Source organism: Steroidobacter cummioxidans, from assembly GCF_003104955.1.
Map to the genome: position 1 here is coordinate 151225 of NZ_LSRW01000012.1, position 13144 is coordinate 164368.

A 13144-nucleotide genomic window follows, 5' to 3' on the forward strand; every position below is an offset into this window, starting at 1 on the left:
GGCGTCAGTTAAACGTTCTGCGTCCGTGGACGCAGCCAATTATCCGCAAAGCCCCAGATCGCGAGCATGAAAACCACGATCGAGGTCACCGGCAGCACGATCAGCAATACATAGATCGCCACCAGCCAGCCGCGATCCAGCCGGCCGACCGCCTTGCTGCGATGGGCGGCCGCGAGCCCCTGAAAAGCCAGCGCGGCAAACGCCACCCAGGCCAGTGAAGCCACCAGTGCCGAGTCGGTCAGCAACGCCACGATGAACAGCACCGTGGTTGCGATTCCCAGCGCGCGCCCGAGGCGCAACTGCCGGTACTCGACACCAAACGAGCCCGGCGTGTCCAGCAGCGACTGCCACCATCGGCCCAGCAACGTCGCGCCGAACACCGTGGCCAGCGCCAGAGCAGCCAGCGCGCCCCACATGGTGCGCGACCAGGCAGCGATGATTACGTCGCGATCGCCTTCGATCTGCAGACCGGCCTTCGCCATCGAGGCCCAAACCAGCTCGATCTGCTCGCGCCACATGCCGACCGGATCGGGCAGGACCGCGAACAGCACGATCAGCAGCAGCGCCATGCTCAGCAGGGTGACCTGGAACGCCAGGTTCAGCGAGCCGGAGCGCCTCATCAACCAGCCCAACAGCATCGGGCCGAAAAACAGCAGGCCGATCGCGAAAAACAGCCAGCCCCCGGGTCGGGCTACCGACAGCACCACCCAGCTGGCCGCCGCGCCGGCGGTAAATGCCATGCCGACGGCGTAGCGCAGCTCGAAGCGCAGCGCCACCAGCACGGCAATGGCACCGGCAATCACCAGGAAGGGCAGCGGCAGCTGCGGGGCAAGCGCTCCACTCATGGCGCTCGCAAAGACGGCGCGCCACGGATGCCCTGTTAACCAGACAGCAATTGCACGGTGCATGTATCTACCCCGCCCCTTTGCTTAGGGCGCGGGGCATGGGACCCGAAATTTCTCAGTGCTGATCGGTGTACGGCAGCAGCGCCAGGAAACGGGCGCGCTTCACGGCCACGGCCAACTGACGCTGATAGTGCGACTTGGTGCCGGTGATGCGGCTCGGCACGATCTTGCCAGTCTCGGTGATGTAGCTCTTCAGGATGCCGAGATCCTTGTAATCGATCTGCTCGATGCCTTCGGCGGTAAAGCGGCAGAACTTGCGACGGCGGAAAAAGCGGGACATGGTGAACCTCTAAGAGTGAGCGATAGATCAGGTCGAGGCGGGAGCGCCTTCTTCCTCGTCGTCACGCGAGAAGCGCTCGTCGCGCTCTTCGTCGCCCTTCGCCATCGGCGAGGGCTCGGTGACGGCCTTGTCCATCTTGATGACCAGGTGACGCAGCACTGCATCGCTGAAGCGGAACGCGCCGGTGAGCTCGGCCAGCGTCTTGCCGTCGACCTCGATGTTCATCAGCACGTAGTGGGCTTTGTGGACCTTGGCGATCGGGAACGTGAGTTGCCGACGGCCCCAGTCCTCGAGGCGATGCACGGTGCCGTTACCGGCCCCGATCATGGTCTTGTAGCGTTCCAGCATCGCCGGAACCTGTTCACTCTGGTCAGGGTGCACCAGAAAAACGATCTCGTAGTGTCGCATTGCTGCTCCTTATGGGTATGCCGCCTTGGATCGAGAAGCCAAATGCGACAAGGAGTTGAAGAAACTGTCCGCCCTGGCAAAAGCCGGTCGGGCGCAACAGGGCCGCGGATACTAGCCGAGTGCCCGGTCCGAAGCAAATGTAAGGGTTGCCAACTAATGCTTTCCCTGAAGCAGGCCCCCAGCCCGGCACTGAATCCATGCTGGACTGCGTCAAGACAAATCGGCACCGGCCGTTACAGCCGGCGACGGTGGTCTCCGTCCAGGACTTTACATAGTGAACGGCTCATACAATCCGTGGCTCGTGACGCTGTCGTTCGTGGTAGCCGTCTGCGTGTCGTACACCGCCCTGAACCTCGCTTCGCGCGTGGCGACTGCGCATCGCAAGTACGTGCGCATGTGGCTCGCTGGTGGCGCGTTCGCCATGGGCGTGGGCATCTGGTCCATGCACTTCATCGGCATGCTCGCGTTCACCCTGCCCATTCCGCTTTCTTACGACATTGGCAAGACGCTGGCGTCGTTGCTCGTGGCCATGCTCGTCTCCGGCTTCGCGCTCAGCATCGCGAGCCAGAAACAAAGCGGTCTCGGTCGCCTGGCCGGCGCCGCGGTGCTCATGGGGCTGGGCATTGCAGCCATGCACTACTCGGGCATGGGCGCGATCCGCATCGTGCCCTTCATTACTTATGAACCGAAGCTGCTGATCCTTTCCATTGTCATCGCCATCGTGGCGTCGTTCGCGGCGCTGTGGCTGTTCTTTCGCCTGCGCGGCGGCGCCTCGTGGCGCATCTTCCTGCAACGGGCAGCCGCTTCGCTGGTGATGGGCACGGCCATCGCGGGCATGCACTACACCGGCATGTTCGCATCGCAGTTCGCACCGGGCTCGTACTGCATCGGTGCTACGGGGCACAGCAGCGGCTGGCTCGGCTTGCTGATCGGCTGTGGCGCACTGGGCGTGCTGCTGATCACGATGATTCTGCTGATGTACGACGCGCATCTCGAATCACGCTCGCGTCAGCATGCAGTCGCGCTGGAAGATGCCAATGCCCGCCTGCGTCATCTGGCGACCCATGATTCGCTCACCGAGTTGCCCAATCGTCTGTTGCTCGACGACCGCCTGGCGCAGGCGATTTCCTATGCCGAGCGTCGCGAAGGTCGCGTGGCCGTGCTGGTCATGGATCTGGATCGCTTCAAAATGATTAACGACTCGCTCGGCCATCACGGCGGCGATGAGTTGTTGAAAGAGGTTGCCAATCGGCTGCGCGGCACCTTGCGCAAGAGCGATACGTTGGCGCGCACCGGCGGCGACGAGTTCGTGTTCATCGCCGATGAGGTCAACGGTCAGGCCGATATCGAGATCCTGGCGCAGCGCCTGATCGCTTGCTTCGCCAAGCCCTTTCATATTTTGTCGGTGGACATTCACACCGCGCCCAGCATCGGCATCAGCATCTATCCGAGCGATGGCGCGCGCGCCGAGGAACTGGTGGTCGCGGCCGATGCAGCGATGTATCACTCGAAGAAAGTCGGCGGCAACACCTATTCGTTCTTCACGCCGTCGATGAATGCCTTCGCACAGCAGCGCCTGGAGCTGGAGAACGGACTGCGCCGCGCGCTCGTCAAGGGCGAGCTGGAGCTGCACTACCAGCCGAAGGTGGATGTCACGAGCGGTCGTATCAGCAGCACTGAAGCGCTGATCCGTTGGCGCCATCCGGAGCGCGGACTGGTGCCGCCGGGCGATTTCATTCCGCTCGCCGAGGAGACGGGCCTCATTCTGCAGATCGGCGAATGGGTGCTGCGTGAAGCTTGCCGGCAAGCGCGTCAGTGGCAGGTCAACGGCATGGCGCCGGTGCGCGTCGCCATCAATATGTCGGCACAGCAGTTCCGGCAGAAGAATCTGGTCAGCGTCGTGAAGTCGGCACTGGAGAATTCCAATCTCGAACCGACGTATCTGGAGATCGAGCTGACCGAGAGCGCGGTCATGCACAACGCCGCCGCGTCCGCCGAGATTCTCGAACAGCTGAGCCGTCTCGGCGTGCACATCTCCATCGACGACTTCGGCACCGGCTACTCCAGCCTGAACTATCTGCGTCGCTTCCCGCTCGACAAACTCAAGATCGATCGCACCTTCATCAAGGATGTGGTCGCCAATCCCGAGGACGCGGCCATCGTGCACGCGATCATTTCGCTGGCACACAGCCTGCGCTTGAAAGTGATCGCGGAAGGCGTCGAGACCGAGCAGCAGCTGGAATTCCTGCGCTCGCTCGGCTGCGATCAATATCAGGGATTCTTCTGCAGCCCGGCCATGACGCCCGAAGCGTTCGCCGAAATGATGCGAGCCAAGACCGGTGCCAAGTTCGATCCGCTGGCGACCATGAGCCGCCTGTACGTGCCGGTGAAGGCACGTAAGTCGGCGACCTGAGGGCTACTGACGCTGACGCACGGCTTCGTACAGCAAGACGCCGGTCGCGACGGAGACGTTCAAACTTTCCACGACGCCGCGCATCGGAATGCTGACCAGCGCGTCGCAGTTCTCTCGCGTCAGACGACGCAGGCCCGTGCCTTCGGCTCCCAACACGACCGCGAGCGGACCGGTGAGCTTGCTCGCATACAGCGAGTGCGTCGCCTGATCGTCGGTGCCGACGATCCAAATGTCCCGTTCCTTCAACCAGCGCAAGGTACGCGCGAGATTCGTGACTTGAATCAACGGGACCGTCTCAGCCGCACCCGACGCAACTTTGCGAACCGTCGCCGACAGGCCAGCGGCGCGATCCTTCGGCACGATCACAGCAGTAACGCCAGCCGCGTCGGCAGTACGTAAACAAGCGCCGAGATTGTGAGGATCCTGCACGCCGTCCAGCACCAACAGCAGCGGCGGAGTCGCCACCGAGTCGAGCACGTCATCGAGCGCGCCCTCGCCCAACACACCGACGCTGCGGATCTGCAGGCACGCGCCTTGATGACGCTCATCGCCGGCCAGTCGATCCAGCTCCTTGCTATCGCGCAGCTCGGTCTTGATTCCTTTGGCCTGAGCCAGCTTCATCAGCTCGGCGATGCGCGCATCGTCCCTGCCCTTTTGCAGGATCAGGACGGCTGCACGCTCGGGCCGTTGCTGCAACAGGGTGCGCACCGCATGCAGCCCGAAAATGGTGGTGGATTCGCTCATCGTCTTCCTCGGGGCTGGTTGCGTCGGCGTTGCCACGGTCCGCGCACCATGCGTTGACCGCCGCCCGCCTCGGCCAGCTCGAAGTCGATTTTACGTTCGTCGATGACCACATTGATCAGTCGCACGCGCAAATGATCGCCCAACCGGAAGATGCGCCCGCTGCGCGCACCGACCATGCGATAGCCTGACTTGTCGCGCGAGAAGTAATCGGCGCCCAGCGCGCTCACATGCACCAGTCCGTCGATTTGCATTCCCTTGATCTGCACGAACAGGCCGAAATCGACCACGCCAGTGACCAGCGTGTCGAATTCCTCGCCGATCTTGTCGCGCATGAATTCGCACTTGAGCCAGGACATCGCATCACGAGTTGCCTCGTCGGCACGTCGCTCGGTGTAGGAGCACGATTGGCCCAACGTCGCGACCATGCCGGCGGTCCATGGGAACGTCTCGGCGTTGCCGCCTCGCAGGACGTGTCGGATGCCACGATGGACCATCAAGTCGGGATAGCGGCGAATCGGCGACGTAAAGTGCGCGTACTCGGTCAGCGCCAGGCCGAAGTGACCGATGTTCTCCGGCTGATACACGGCCTGCGGCATGGAGCGGATCACGACCGTCTGGATCAGATGCGCCTCTTCGTGACCGACGGCCCGCTGCAACACCTCGCTCAGATCGGTCGGCTCGATGTCGCGATCGGTCGGCAGATGAATGTTGAAGCCCTGCAGGAACTGGCGCAGTTGTTCGAGCCGATCCGCCTCGGGCTGACCATGTACTCGGAACAGCGTCGGAATGCGATGTTTCTTGAGAAAGCGCGCTGCCTGCACGTTCGCAGCGATCATGCACTCCTCGATCAAGCGATGCGCATCGTTCCGGGAGGCTTCCACGAATGATGCGATCCGACCTTGTGAGTCGAACTGCACCTTCAGCTCCGGCGCATCGAAATCGAGCGCGCCACGCCTGGAGCGGGCACGGTGCAGCGCCTTGAACACCCCGTAGAGGGCATTGAGCTGCGCGCCGAGCGCGGTCACTTCCGGTGCATGAGTCGCTGCGGGATTGGCGAGATAGGCGGCAACCTTCGTGTACGTCAACCGAGCGGCCGAGCGCATCAACCCTTCGAAAAACTGCGCACGAGTGACTTTGCCTTCGGCAGTCACGCGCATCTCGCAGACCATGCACAATCGATCGACATTGGGATTGAGCGAGCACAACCCGTTCGACAGTGCTTCGGGCAGCATGGGCAGCACGCGGTTCGGAAAGTAAACGGACGTGCCGCGCAAGGTCGCTTCACGATCCAGCGCCGAGTTCGGTGCGACGTAACTGGCGACGTCCGCGATCGCAACGAGCAATCGCCAGCTGCCCCCACGCAACGGTTCGCAGTACACCGCGTCGTCGAAATCGCGGGCGTCTTCACCGTCGATCGTCACCAGCGGCAGCTCACGCAGATCTTCACGACCGCGCTTGGACGCCGCCGACACCGAGCTGCCGAACCCTTCGGCTTCCGCGATCACTTCCGGGGGAAACTCGAACGGCAACCCGTGCGAGTGAATCGCGATGTCGGTCTCCATGCCCGGCGCTGCATGCTCGCCGAGCACACGAGTGATGTGCCCCAGCGGCTGCGCCGTCTTCGAGGGTTGCTCGATCAGCTTGACCAACACGACCTGGCCCGGTCGCGCAGCGCCCAGATGCTGGCGAGGCACCAGGATCTTGTGGCCGATGCGAGGGTTGTCCGGCACCACGAAGCAGATGCCGGATTCGTCGTACAGCCGCCCGACGATCTCGCGCGTATTGCGCTCGATCACTTCGACGATGGAGCCTTCGGGACGACCGCGATGATCGGTGCCGCTGACGCGCACGGCGGCACGGTCGCCATGCATGGTCTCGAGCATTTGTCGTGGCGCGAGGTAGATCGGCGCCGAACGATCGTCCGGCATCAGGAAACCGTGGCCGTCCTTGTGGGCGCTGACGGTGCCGACGATGAGCGACAGCCGCTCGCGCAAGCAGTACTCATCGCGCCGGTTGCGGATGATGGTGCCCGACTGCAGCAGCTCCTCGAGCTCCTTGGTCAGGCGTTTACGGGCCGAGGCGCCATTGCGCTGGGCGCGCTGGGCCAGTTCGTCGAAATCCAGCGGCCGGCCGGCGGCCTGCAGCACCTGGGGAATGCCCGGCAGGTCCCGGGAAACCCGGGGTCGGGAGGGGGCGCCGGTCCGGGCGGCCGGGCGAGTCGAGGTCTTTTTGGCTTTACGAGTTTTTTTTCTTAGCTTCATAAGGATTCACAAGGGAAAAACGTGGGCTCGTCATTGACAGCCCTAAACGTCGTCGGTACATTGCGCGCCTCTTGCGGGGCATGCCCCGCGTTCCCTTCCTTGCCCAGGTGGCGGAACTGGTAGACGCGCTGGTTTCAGGTATCAGTGGAGCAATCCGTGGAGGTTCGAGTCCTCTCCTGGGCACCATCTCTCACTGCTTAGAAGAACAAACATGAAGGCAGTGATAGTACCGCATTAGCGGTAACGCTGCCTCACAGTGACGGAACCCGGCCGGCGGCCCAGTGTTTGACTTCATGTGCTCAGCACTGTCGTCTTCACCTTCGCTTGAAGGGTCCGCATGTCGCCGTCTCCGCATCCTGAACTGTTAGGCGCAGTATGCTCGGATGGTGCCGCACGCTTTCGCGTCTGGGCACCCGACGCACGCCGCGTCGATGTGGTGTTCGCAGACGCAAATTACAAGCCGCTGACACTCACGCGCGAAGACGGCGGTTATTTTTCGGGCGCCGCGACTACATCTGCCCGGCTATATAAGTACAAAGTGGACGATGCCGGTCCCTGGCCCGATCCCTGCTCCCGATTTCAGCCGCAGGGCGTGCATGGACCATCGATGCTGGTCGACCCGAGCTCGTTCCCATGGACGGATACGCAGTGGCGCGGCGTCGGGATCGAACGGCAGATCATCTACGAATTACACGTCGGCACATTCACGCTCGAAGGAACATTCGATGCGGCCGCGGAAAAACTCGAGTACCTGCGCGACCTCGGCGTCACGGTATTGGAAGTCATGCCGGTCGCCGAATGTCCTGGCCGCTGGAACTGGGGCTATGACGGCGTGCAGATCTACGCGCCCTATCATATGTATGGCGATCACGAAGCGTTCAAACGTTTCATCGATCGCGCACATGCGCTCGACCTGGCCGTCATTCTCGACGTCGTCTACAACCATGTCGGGCCGGACGGCAACTATCTACCCTGCTTCAGTCCGCATTATTTCAGCCAGCGCCATCGTACCGACTGGGGCGCGCCGTTCAATCTGGACGAGGAACACAGCGCCGGCGCTCGCGAATTCCTCATCGGCAATGCGTGTTACTGGATCCGCGAGTTTCATCTGGATGGCTTTCGGCTCGACGCCACGCAATCCATTTTCGACGCCAGCAAGACGCACCTGCTCGCCGAACTGACCCAGCGCGCTCGCGCGCTGGCGCAGCCGCGACGCATCATCTTCATTGCAGAAAACGAGCCTCAGCACAGCGAACACTTGCTGCCCGTGAATGCCGGCGGCTTTGGCATGGACGCAATGTGGAACGACGACTTCCACCACAGCGCGCGTGTGGCGTTGACCGGCAGTCGCGATGGTTACTTTCACGACTACACCGGACGCGCGCAGGAATTCCTGTCGTGTGTGCGCCGAGGGTTTCTTTATCAGGGTCAGTGGTACTCGTGGCAGAAACTATGCCGTGGTACGCCGCTGCACGATCGTGAAGCCGCAGCCTGCGTGATCTTTCTGCAGAACCACGACCAGGTTGGAAACACCGCCGCGGGGGTACGCATTCATTCGGTCTGCGCAGCCGCGCGCTATCGTGCCTTGGCCGCCGTCACACTGCTTGCTCCGCAGACGCCGCTGTTATTCATGGGACAGGAGTTCGGCGCATCGACCACATTTACGTTCTTCGCCGACCATGCTGAAAAGCTTGCGCGCCAGGTACACGCCGGCCGGCGTGAATTCGTCGGCCAGTTTCGCGCCTACGCGGATCCGAGGTTGCAGGCGTTGATTCCGGATCCCGGTGCAGAGCGCACTTTCCTAGACTCCAAGCTCGACTGGACCGAGTGCGCACGTAATTCAGACATGCTGAGCCTGCATCGCGACTTGTTACGTTTGCGCAGGGACGATCCGGTGATCTCACGTCAGGATCGCGCCAGTATCGATGGCGCAACCCTGAGCGAGCACAGCTTCGTATTGCGCTGGTTCGATGCCGAGCATGGCGATCGTCTGCTGATCGTGAATCTGGACAGCGAGCTGGATGGCGGACCGATCGCGGAGCCGTTGCTCGCGCCACCCCGCGGCAGTGACTGGCAAATGTTCTGGAACAGTGAATCGCCCGAATACGGAGGCTTGGGTGCATTCGCGCCGGTCGCCGAACACGGATGTGGCCCCTGGCGCATTCAGGCGCAGTGTGCCGTGCTGTTGTTGGCTGCGCCACGCATCATCATTGCCGAGGTACCCGCATGATTCGCGATCGACAGATCGTATTGAGCTGGAACAGCGAGAGCGATCCTGAGTTTCTGCGCAACCGCGAGTGGTTGGTGACCAACGGGCTGGGCGGCTACGCCTCGGGCACATTGGCCGGCATTCCGGCGCGTAAATATCACGGCTTGTTCGTGCCCAATCTGGCTTCCCCCAAAGGCCGGCACATTCTCATCTCCCGCTGCGACGAGTGGGTCATGATCAACAATCGCCAGATGCATCTGGGCGGCGCGGAGTACGAGGAGCGCGTCGAAGGCGAGCTGCACTTGTTCCTGAAAGAGTTCCGCCTGGATCACCGCATCGCCGTGTGGACCTTCGAGCATGAGGGCGTGGTGTTCGAAAAATCCGTCAGCATGGTCCACAACCAGAACACAGTGTGCGTGCAGTATCGCCTGCTGCAAGGTGAAGCACTGGAGCTGCATGTCCGACCGTATGTTTCTTTTCGACGGCACGACGAGTCGCCGCGCGCAGAACCCGGTTCCTTCATGCTGGAAGTCCGCCGCGGCCGACACGAGGTGCGACACGTCGATTCCGACATCGTGCTGCGCTTTGGTTTGCGCCCCGGCCCCACCGCCTTCGTGACCGAGGAGCGCGATGAAACCAACTTCGTGTATCGCATCGAGCGCGACCGCGGCGATCCCGAATTCGAGAGCGCGTTCAGTCCCGGCTATCTGCTGGCCAGCGTGCGGCCCAATCATCCGGCCGTGTTCGTCGCCTCGGTGCATGCCTGGGAACAGCTGGAGTTCGATGCGCCGGCGGTCTTCGATGCGGAACGTCGACGCCTGGACCATCTGTTGAGTCTCGCGCCGGCCTTGCAGGACGATCCGGTCGCCGAACAGCTGGCGATGGCCGCCGATCAATTCATCGTGCTGCCGGGCAGCCGCCTGGAAGAAAGCGTGCTCGCACAGGCCGGCGGCGGCGAGTTACGCAGCGTCTATGCAGGCTATCACTGGTTCGGCGATTGGGGCCGCGACACCATGATCAGTCTCGACGGACTCACGCTATGCACCGGCCGCTATCGCGAAGCGGGCGCGATTCTCAGCACGTTCTCGCACTACGTGAAGGATGGGCTGCTGCCGAATCTGTTTCCCGAGGGCGGTCGGGAGGCGCTGTACAACACCGTGGATGCGACACTTTGGTATTTCCACGCAATCTCACGATACCTGGACAGGACGGCAGATCGTGCGCTGGTAAAAAATCTGTTCCCGGTGCTCCAGTCCATCATCCAGCATCATATCGACGGCACGCGCTTCAACATCCATGTCGATCCGAAGGACGGCCTGATTTCGGCCGCGGCCGACGGCTATCAATTGACGTGGATGGACGCCAAGGTCGATGGCTGGGTGGTCACCCCTCGGCGCGGCAAGCCAGTGGAGGTGCAAGCGCTATGGCACAACGCGCTGCAACTGATGGCGCATTGGGCCGCCGAGCTGCGTCAGCCGCACGATCAATACCAGAACCTCGCAGCCCAAGTGCGCGATTCGTTCAATCAGCGCTTCTGGAACGAGCAGCGCGGCTGTTTGTATGATGTCATCGACGGCCCGGACGGCAACGAGGACACGATTCGTCCCAACCAGATCTTCGCGATCTCCCTGCAGCATCCGGTGCTGTACCAGCGCCATTGGAAACAAGTCGTCGATGTCGTGCGGGACAAGCTGCTGACTGCTTACGGTCTGCGCACGTTGAGCACCGAGCACTCGGACTACAAATCGCATTATCGAGGCAACCTGCGCGAGCGGGACGCGGCTTACCACCAGGGAACAGTGTGGCCCTGGCTCATCGGCCATTACATCGATGCTTATTTACGCGTGTACCCGGATCCGGTCGGCGCGCGGGCATTGTTGGAAGAATTCCCCGGCCATCTTTATGACGCCGGCGTCGGTAGCATCAGCGAGATCTTCGATGCCGAGGAGCCGTTCGCTCCAGGCGGCTGCATGGCGCAGGCCTGGAGCGTGGCCGAAGTATTGCGGGCCTGGTTGAAAACCAGGCCCGGTGGCTCAAGCAGCCGCTGATTCCGACTTCTGCTGCCCGCCATCTTCCTGACGATACATCGCCAGCAGCTGACGAAAGTCGGGCGAGGTCGCCGCGAGCAATGCGGCGGGCCCTTGAGCGACGACGCGTCCCTCATGCATCACGATCACTTCGTCGAAGCGGTCGAGCAGATGCAGGCGATGGATCGACGACACGATGCACGAGTTCGGCAACGCCGCGAAGATGTTGTCATAGACGCGCGCTTCGGTCCGCGAGTCCAGGGCTGCGGTGGGCTCATCGAACAACACCAAGTTGCTATCAGCCGCCGCGAGAATGCCTCGGGCAAGCGCGATTCGCGCGCGTTGACCGCCAGACCAGTTCGCGCCACGTTCGACGACCGCGGTGCCCAAGCCATTCGCGTCATTGGAGATGAAGTCGCTGACGCAGGCAACGTTCATCGCGTCCGCATACTGGGCATCTGTCGGCGCGCCGGCATGCGTCGCGCACAGCCCCAGGTTCTCCGCGAGCGTGCCTTCGAGAACCTCAGCGTCCTGCGGCACCAAAGTAACGTTCGCTTTCAGCATTTGAGCGGCGGCGGACGGCGTAACGATAGCTGGACCGTTGCGACGGTCGATAGCGACGCGATCCGCCTCGTACAAGCCCGCCAACACACGAAGCAATGTGCTCTTGCCCGAGCCGCTGCCACCGATCAATGCATAACGGCGACCCTGCTGAAGGGACAGCGAGACGCCATTGAGCGTCGGTCGCTCGTTGCGCACACCGGGATGGCTGAACATCAGATCGTGGACGGTGTAGTGCTCCGGCTCGGCCGACGAGGGCCGTAACAGCTCGGCACTGGTCGCATCGGCGGTTTTGACCGTCGCCTCGCGGATCGGATCGGCGCTGGCGTAGTCAGCATGCTGGCGCGCGAAGTTCTGGAAGTTCGACGCAAAGGTGGAGATCACGCCACCGGCCTGCGACGCGTATTCCCATACCATGAACAGGCTACCGAGCATGAGGGTCTTCTCGCCGACGCTCGCGTCGACGTTGCGCACCGCCAGCCAGGCGAACAGCGCCACCAGGCTGCAACTCAGTACCTTGCTGCACACATCGACGGTGCACCACTTGGCTTCGTTCAGCACGATGGAACGACGCATGGGCGCGAAAATGGCTTCGAGCCGACGCTGTACCAAGCCCGTGATGGCCCGTGCCTGACGGAGCGCGAACACGCTGGTGATATTGCCCAGCGCGTCGAGCAAGGCCGCGGAGTAACGGCGCTCGGCGTCGTTCTCGCGATGCGCGAGACGAATCATGGCGCGATCGAAGCCGATGACCGACACACAAATGAGCACGAAGCCCACGATCGCGCTCATGCCGACGTACGGCTGCAACAGCCACAACGCGATGATGGGCCCGACCAGCCGGACCGCGCTGCTCAGATAAATGAACTGACTCTGGGCGAACGACGATAGCGCCGAGCTGCTCTGCTGCACTCGATGTGCGGTGACGCCAGAGTGATTGGCTTCGTGCCACGACAGCGGCAGCGACAGCAGGCGCTGGATCAAGCCATCGGAAATGCGACGGCGAATCTCCAGCGCAACGTTGCGCTCGAGGAAACGGCCGGGGCCGTGGAATATCCAGCTGAGCACGGTCGCAGCCACGACCAGCGACAGCCACAGGCCGGCCTGACCGATGCCCTCTGCACCGTTCGCCTGCAAAACGTTGATAGCGCGACCCGCGAAGTACGGCACGCTCAGCAGCACGCATTGCGCGGTCAACAGCAGAGCCACGGCGCCCAGGAACTGGGCACGCCGGCCGCGCGACTCTTGCCAAAGATGCTTGTAGAGATAGAACACGCCGCCGCGTTTGGCGGCTGCGGCCGGGATGACCGAAACAGATGATTCGCTCATGCGTAGC

At 62.5% G+C, this 13144-nt stretch carries 9 protein-coding genes and 1 tRNA gene; 4 read left to right on the forward strand and 6 right to left on the reverse strand.

Features of this window, described 5'->3' with window-relative positions; translation table 11 throughout:
- Window positions 1–8: 8 nt before the first annotated feature.
- The 3 genes from D0550_RS07955 to rpsF all read right to left on the reverse strand — a co-directional run bounded on the left by D0550_RS07955 (window position 9) and on the right by rpsF (window position 1593).
- A complete protein-coding gene (locus D0550_RS07955) occupies window positions 9–845 on the reverse strand; it encodes a hypothetical protein (RefSeq protein WP_116808581.1) in 837 nt (278 codons plus the stop codon).
- A gap of 115 nt (window positions 846–960) precedes the next feature.
- Window positions 961–1185 carry a 30S ribosomal protein S18 gene (gene rpsR / locus D0550_RS07960; RefSeq protein ID WP_116808582.1) on the reverse strand — a complete coding sequence of 75 codons (225 nt, stop codon included), beginning with the start codon at window positions 1183–1185 and terminating at the stop codon, window positions 961–963.
- Window positions 1186–1212: 27 nt separating this feature from the next.
- On the reverse strand, window positions 1213–1593 hold the full coding sequence (rpsF, locus tag D0550_RS07965; protein ID WP_116808583.1) for a 30S ribosomal protein S6: 381 nt from the start codon (window positions 1591–1593) through the stop codon (window positions 1213–1215).
- A gap of 271 nt (window positions 1594–1864) precedes the next feature.
- Here rpsF and D0550_RS07970 point away from each other — a divergent pair, with 271 nt between their 5' ends.
- Window positions 1865–4006 carry a putative bifunctional diguanylate cyclase/phosphodiesterase gene (locus D0550_RS07970; RefSeq protein WP_116808584.1) on the forward strand — a complete coding sequence of 714 codons (2142 nt, stop codon included), beginning with the start codon at window positions 1865–1867 and terminating at the stop codon, window positions 4004–4006.
- Window positions 4007–4009: 3 nt separating this feature from the next.
- Here the strand turns inward: D0550_RS07970 and rlmB are convergent, their stop codons facing one another.
- Window positions 4010–4750: a 23S rRNA (guanosine(2251)-2'-O)-methyltransferase RlmB gene (gene rlmB / locus D0550_RS07975; RefSeq protein WP_116808585.1), complete on the reverse strand. Its 741-nt coding sequence runs from the start codon at window positions 4748–4750 to the stop codon at window positions 4010–4012.
- Window positions 4747–7011, reverse strand: coding sequence for a ribonuclease R (gene rnr / locus D0550_RS07980; RefSeq protein WP_116808586.1), 2265 nt, complete (start codon window positions 7009–7011; stop codon window positions 4747–4749). Before rnr ends, rlmB begins: the two co-directional genes overlap by 4 nt.
- Window positions 7012–7112: 101 nt before the next feature.
- Between rnr and D0550_RS07985 the strand changes: the two genes are divergently transcribed.
- The 3 genes from D0550_RS07985 (at window position 7113) to D0550_RS07995 (ending at window position 11268) form a co-directional block, all read left to right on the forward strand.
- Window positions 7113–7197, forward strand: a tRNA-Leu gene (locus tag D0550_RS07985).
- Between the two features lie 151 nt (window positions 7198–7348).
- Window positions 7349–9241 (forward strand): malto-oligosyltrehalose trehalohydrolase, encoded by a 1893-nt coding sequence (gene treZ, locus D0550_RS07990; protein ID WP_116808587.1) that lies wholly within the window; start codon window positions 7349–7351, stop codon window positions 9239–9241.
- Window positions 9238–11268, forward strand: a complete 2031-nt coding sequence (locus D0550_RS07995) for an amylo-alpha-1,6-glucosidase (RefSeq protein WP_116808588.1) — start codon at window positions 9238–9240, stop codon at window positions 11266–11268. Before treZ ends, D0550_RS07995 begins: the two co-directional genes overlap by 4 nt.
- Here the strand turns inward: D0550_RS07995 and D0550_RS08000 are convergent.
- A complete protein-coding gene (locus D0550_RS08000) occupies window positions 11254–13137 on the reverse strand; it encodes an ABC transporter ATP-binding protein (RefSeq protein ID WP_116808589.1) in 1884 nt (627 codons plus the stop codon). The two genes, D0550_RS07995 and D0550_RS08000, sit on opposite strands and share 15 nt — an antisense overlap.
- Window positions 13138–13144 lie beyond the last annotated feature (7 nt).

Excerpts from the sequence above, each read along its gene's own strand:
- D0550_RS08000 (WP_116808589.1), bottom strand. The coding sequence starts at position 13,137 with ATGAGCGAATCATCTGTTTCGGTCATCCCGGCCGCAGCCGCCAAACGC.
- treZ (WP_116808587.1), top strand. The coding sequence starts at position 7,349 with ATGTCGCCGTCTCCGCATCCTGAACTGTTAGGCGCAGTATGCTCGGAT.
- D0550_RS07995 (WP_116808588.1), top strand. The coding sequence starts at position 9,238 with ATGATTCGCGATCGACAGATCGTATTGAGCTGGAACAGCGAGAGCGAT.
- rlmB (WP_116808585.1), bottom strand. The coding sequence starts at position 4,750 with ATGAGCGAATCCACCACCATTTTCGGGCTGCATGCGGTGCGCACCCTG.
- rpsF (WP_116808583.1), bottom strand. The coding sequence starts at position 1,593 with ATGCGACACTACGAGATCGTTTTTCTGGTGCACCCTGACCAGAGTGAA.
- rpsR (WP_116808582.1), bottom strand. The coding sequence starts at position 1,185 with ATGTCCCGCTTTTTCCGCCGTCGCAAGTTCTGCCGCTTTACCGCCGAA.
- D0550_RS07955 (WP_116808581.1), bottom strand. The coding sequence starts at position 845 with ATGAGTGGAGCGCTTGCCCCGCAGCTGCCGCTGCCCTTCCTGGTGATT.
- rnr (WP_116808586.1), bottom strand. The coding sequence starts at position 7,011 with ATGAAGCTAAGAAAAAAAACTCGTAAAGCCAAAAAGACCTCGACTCGC.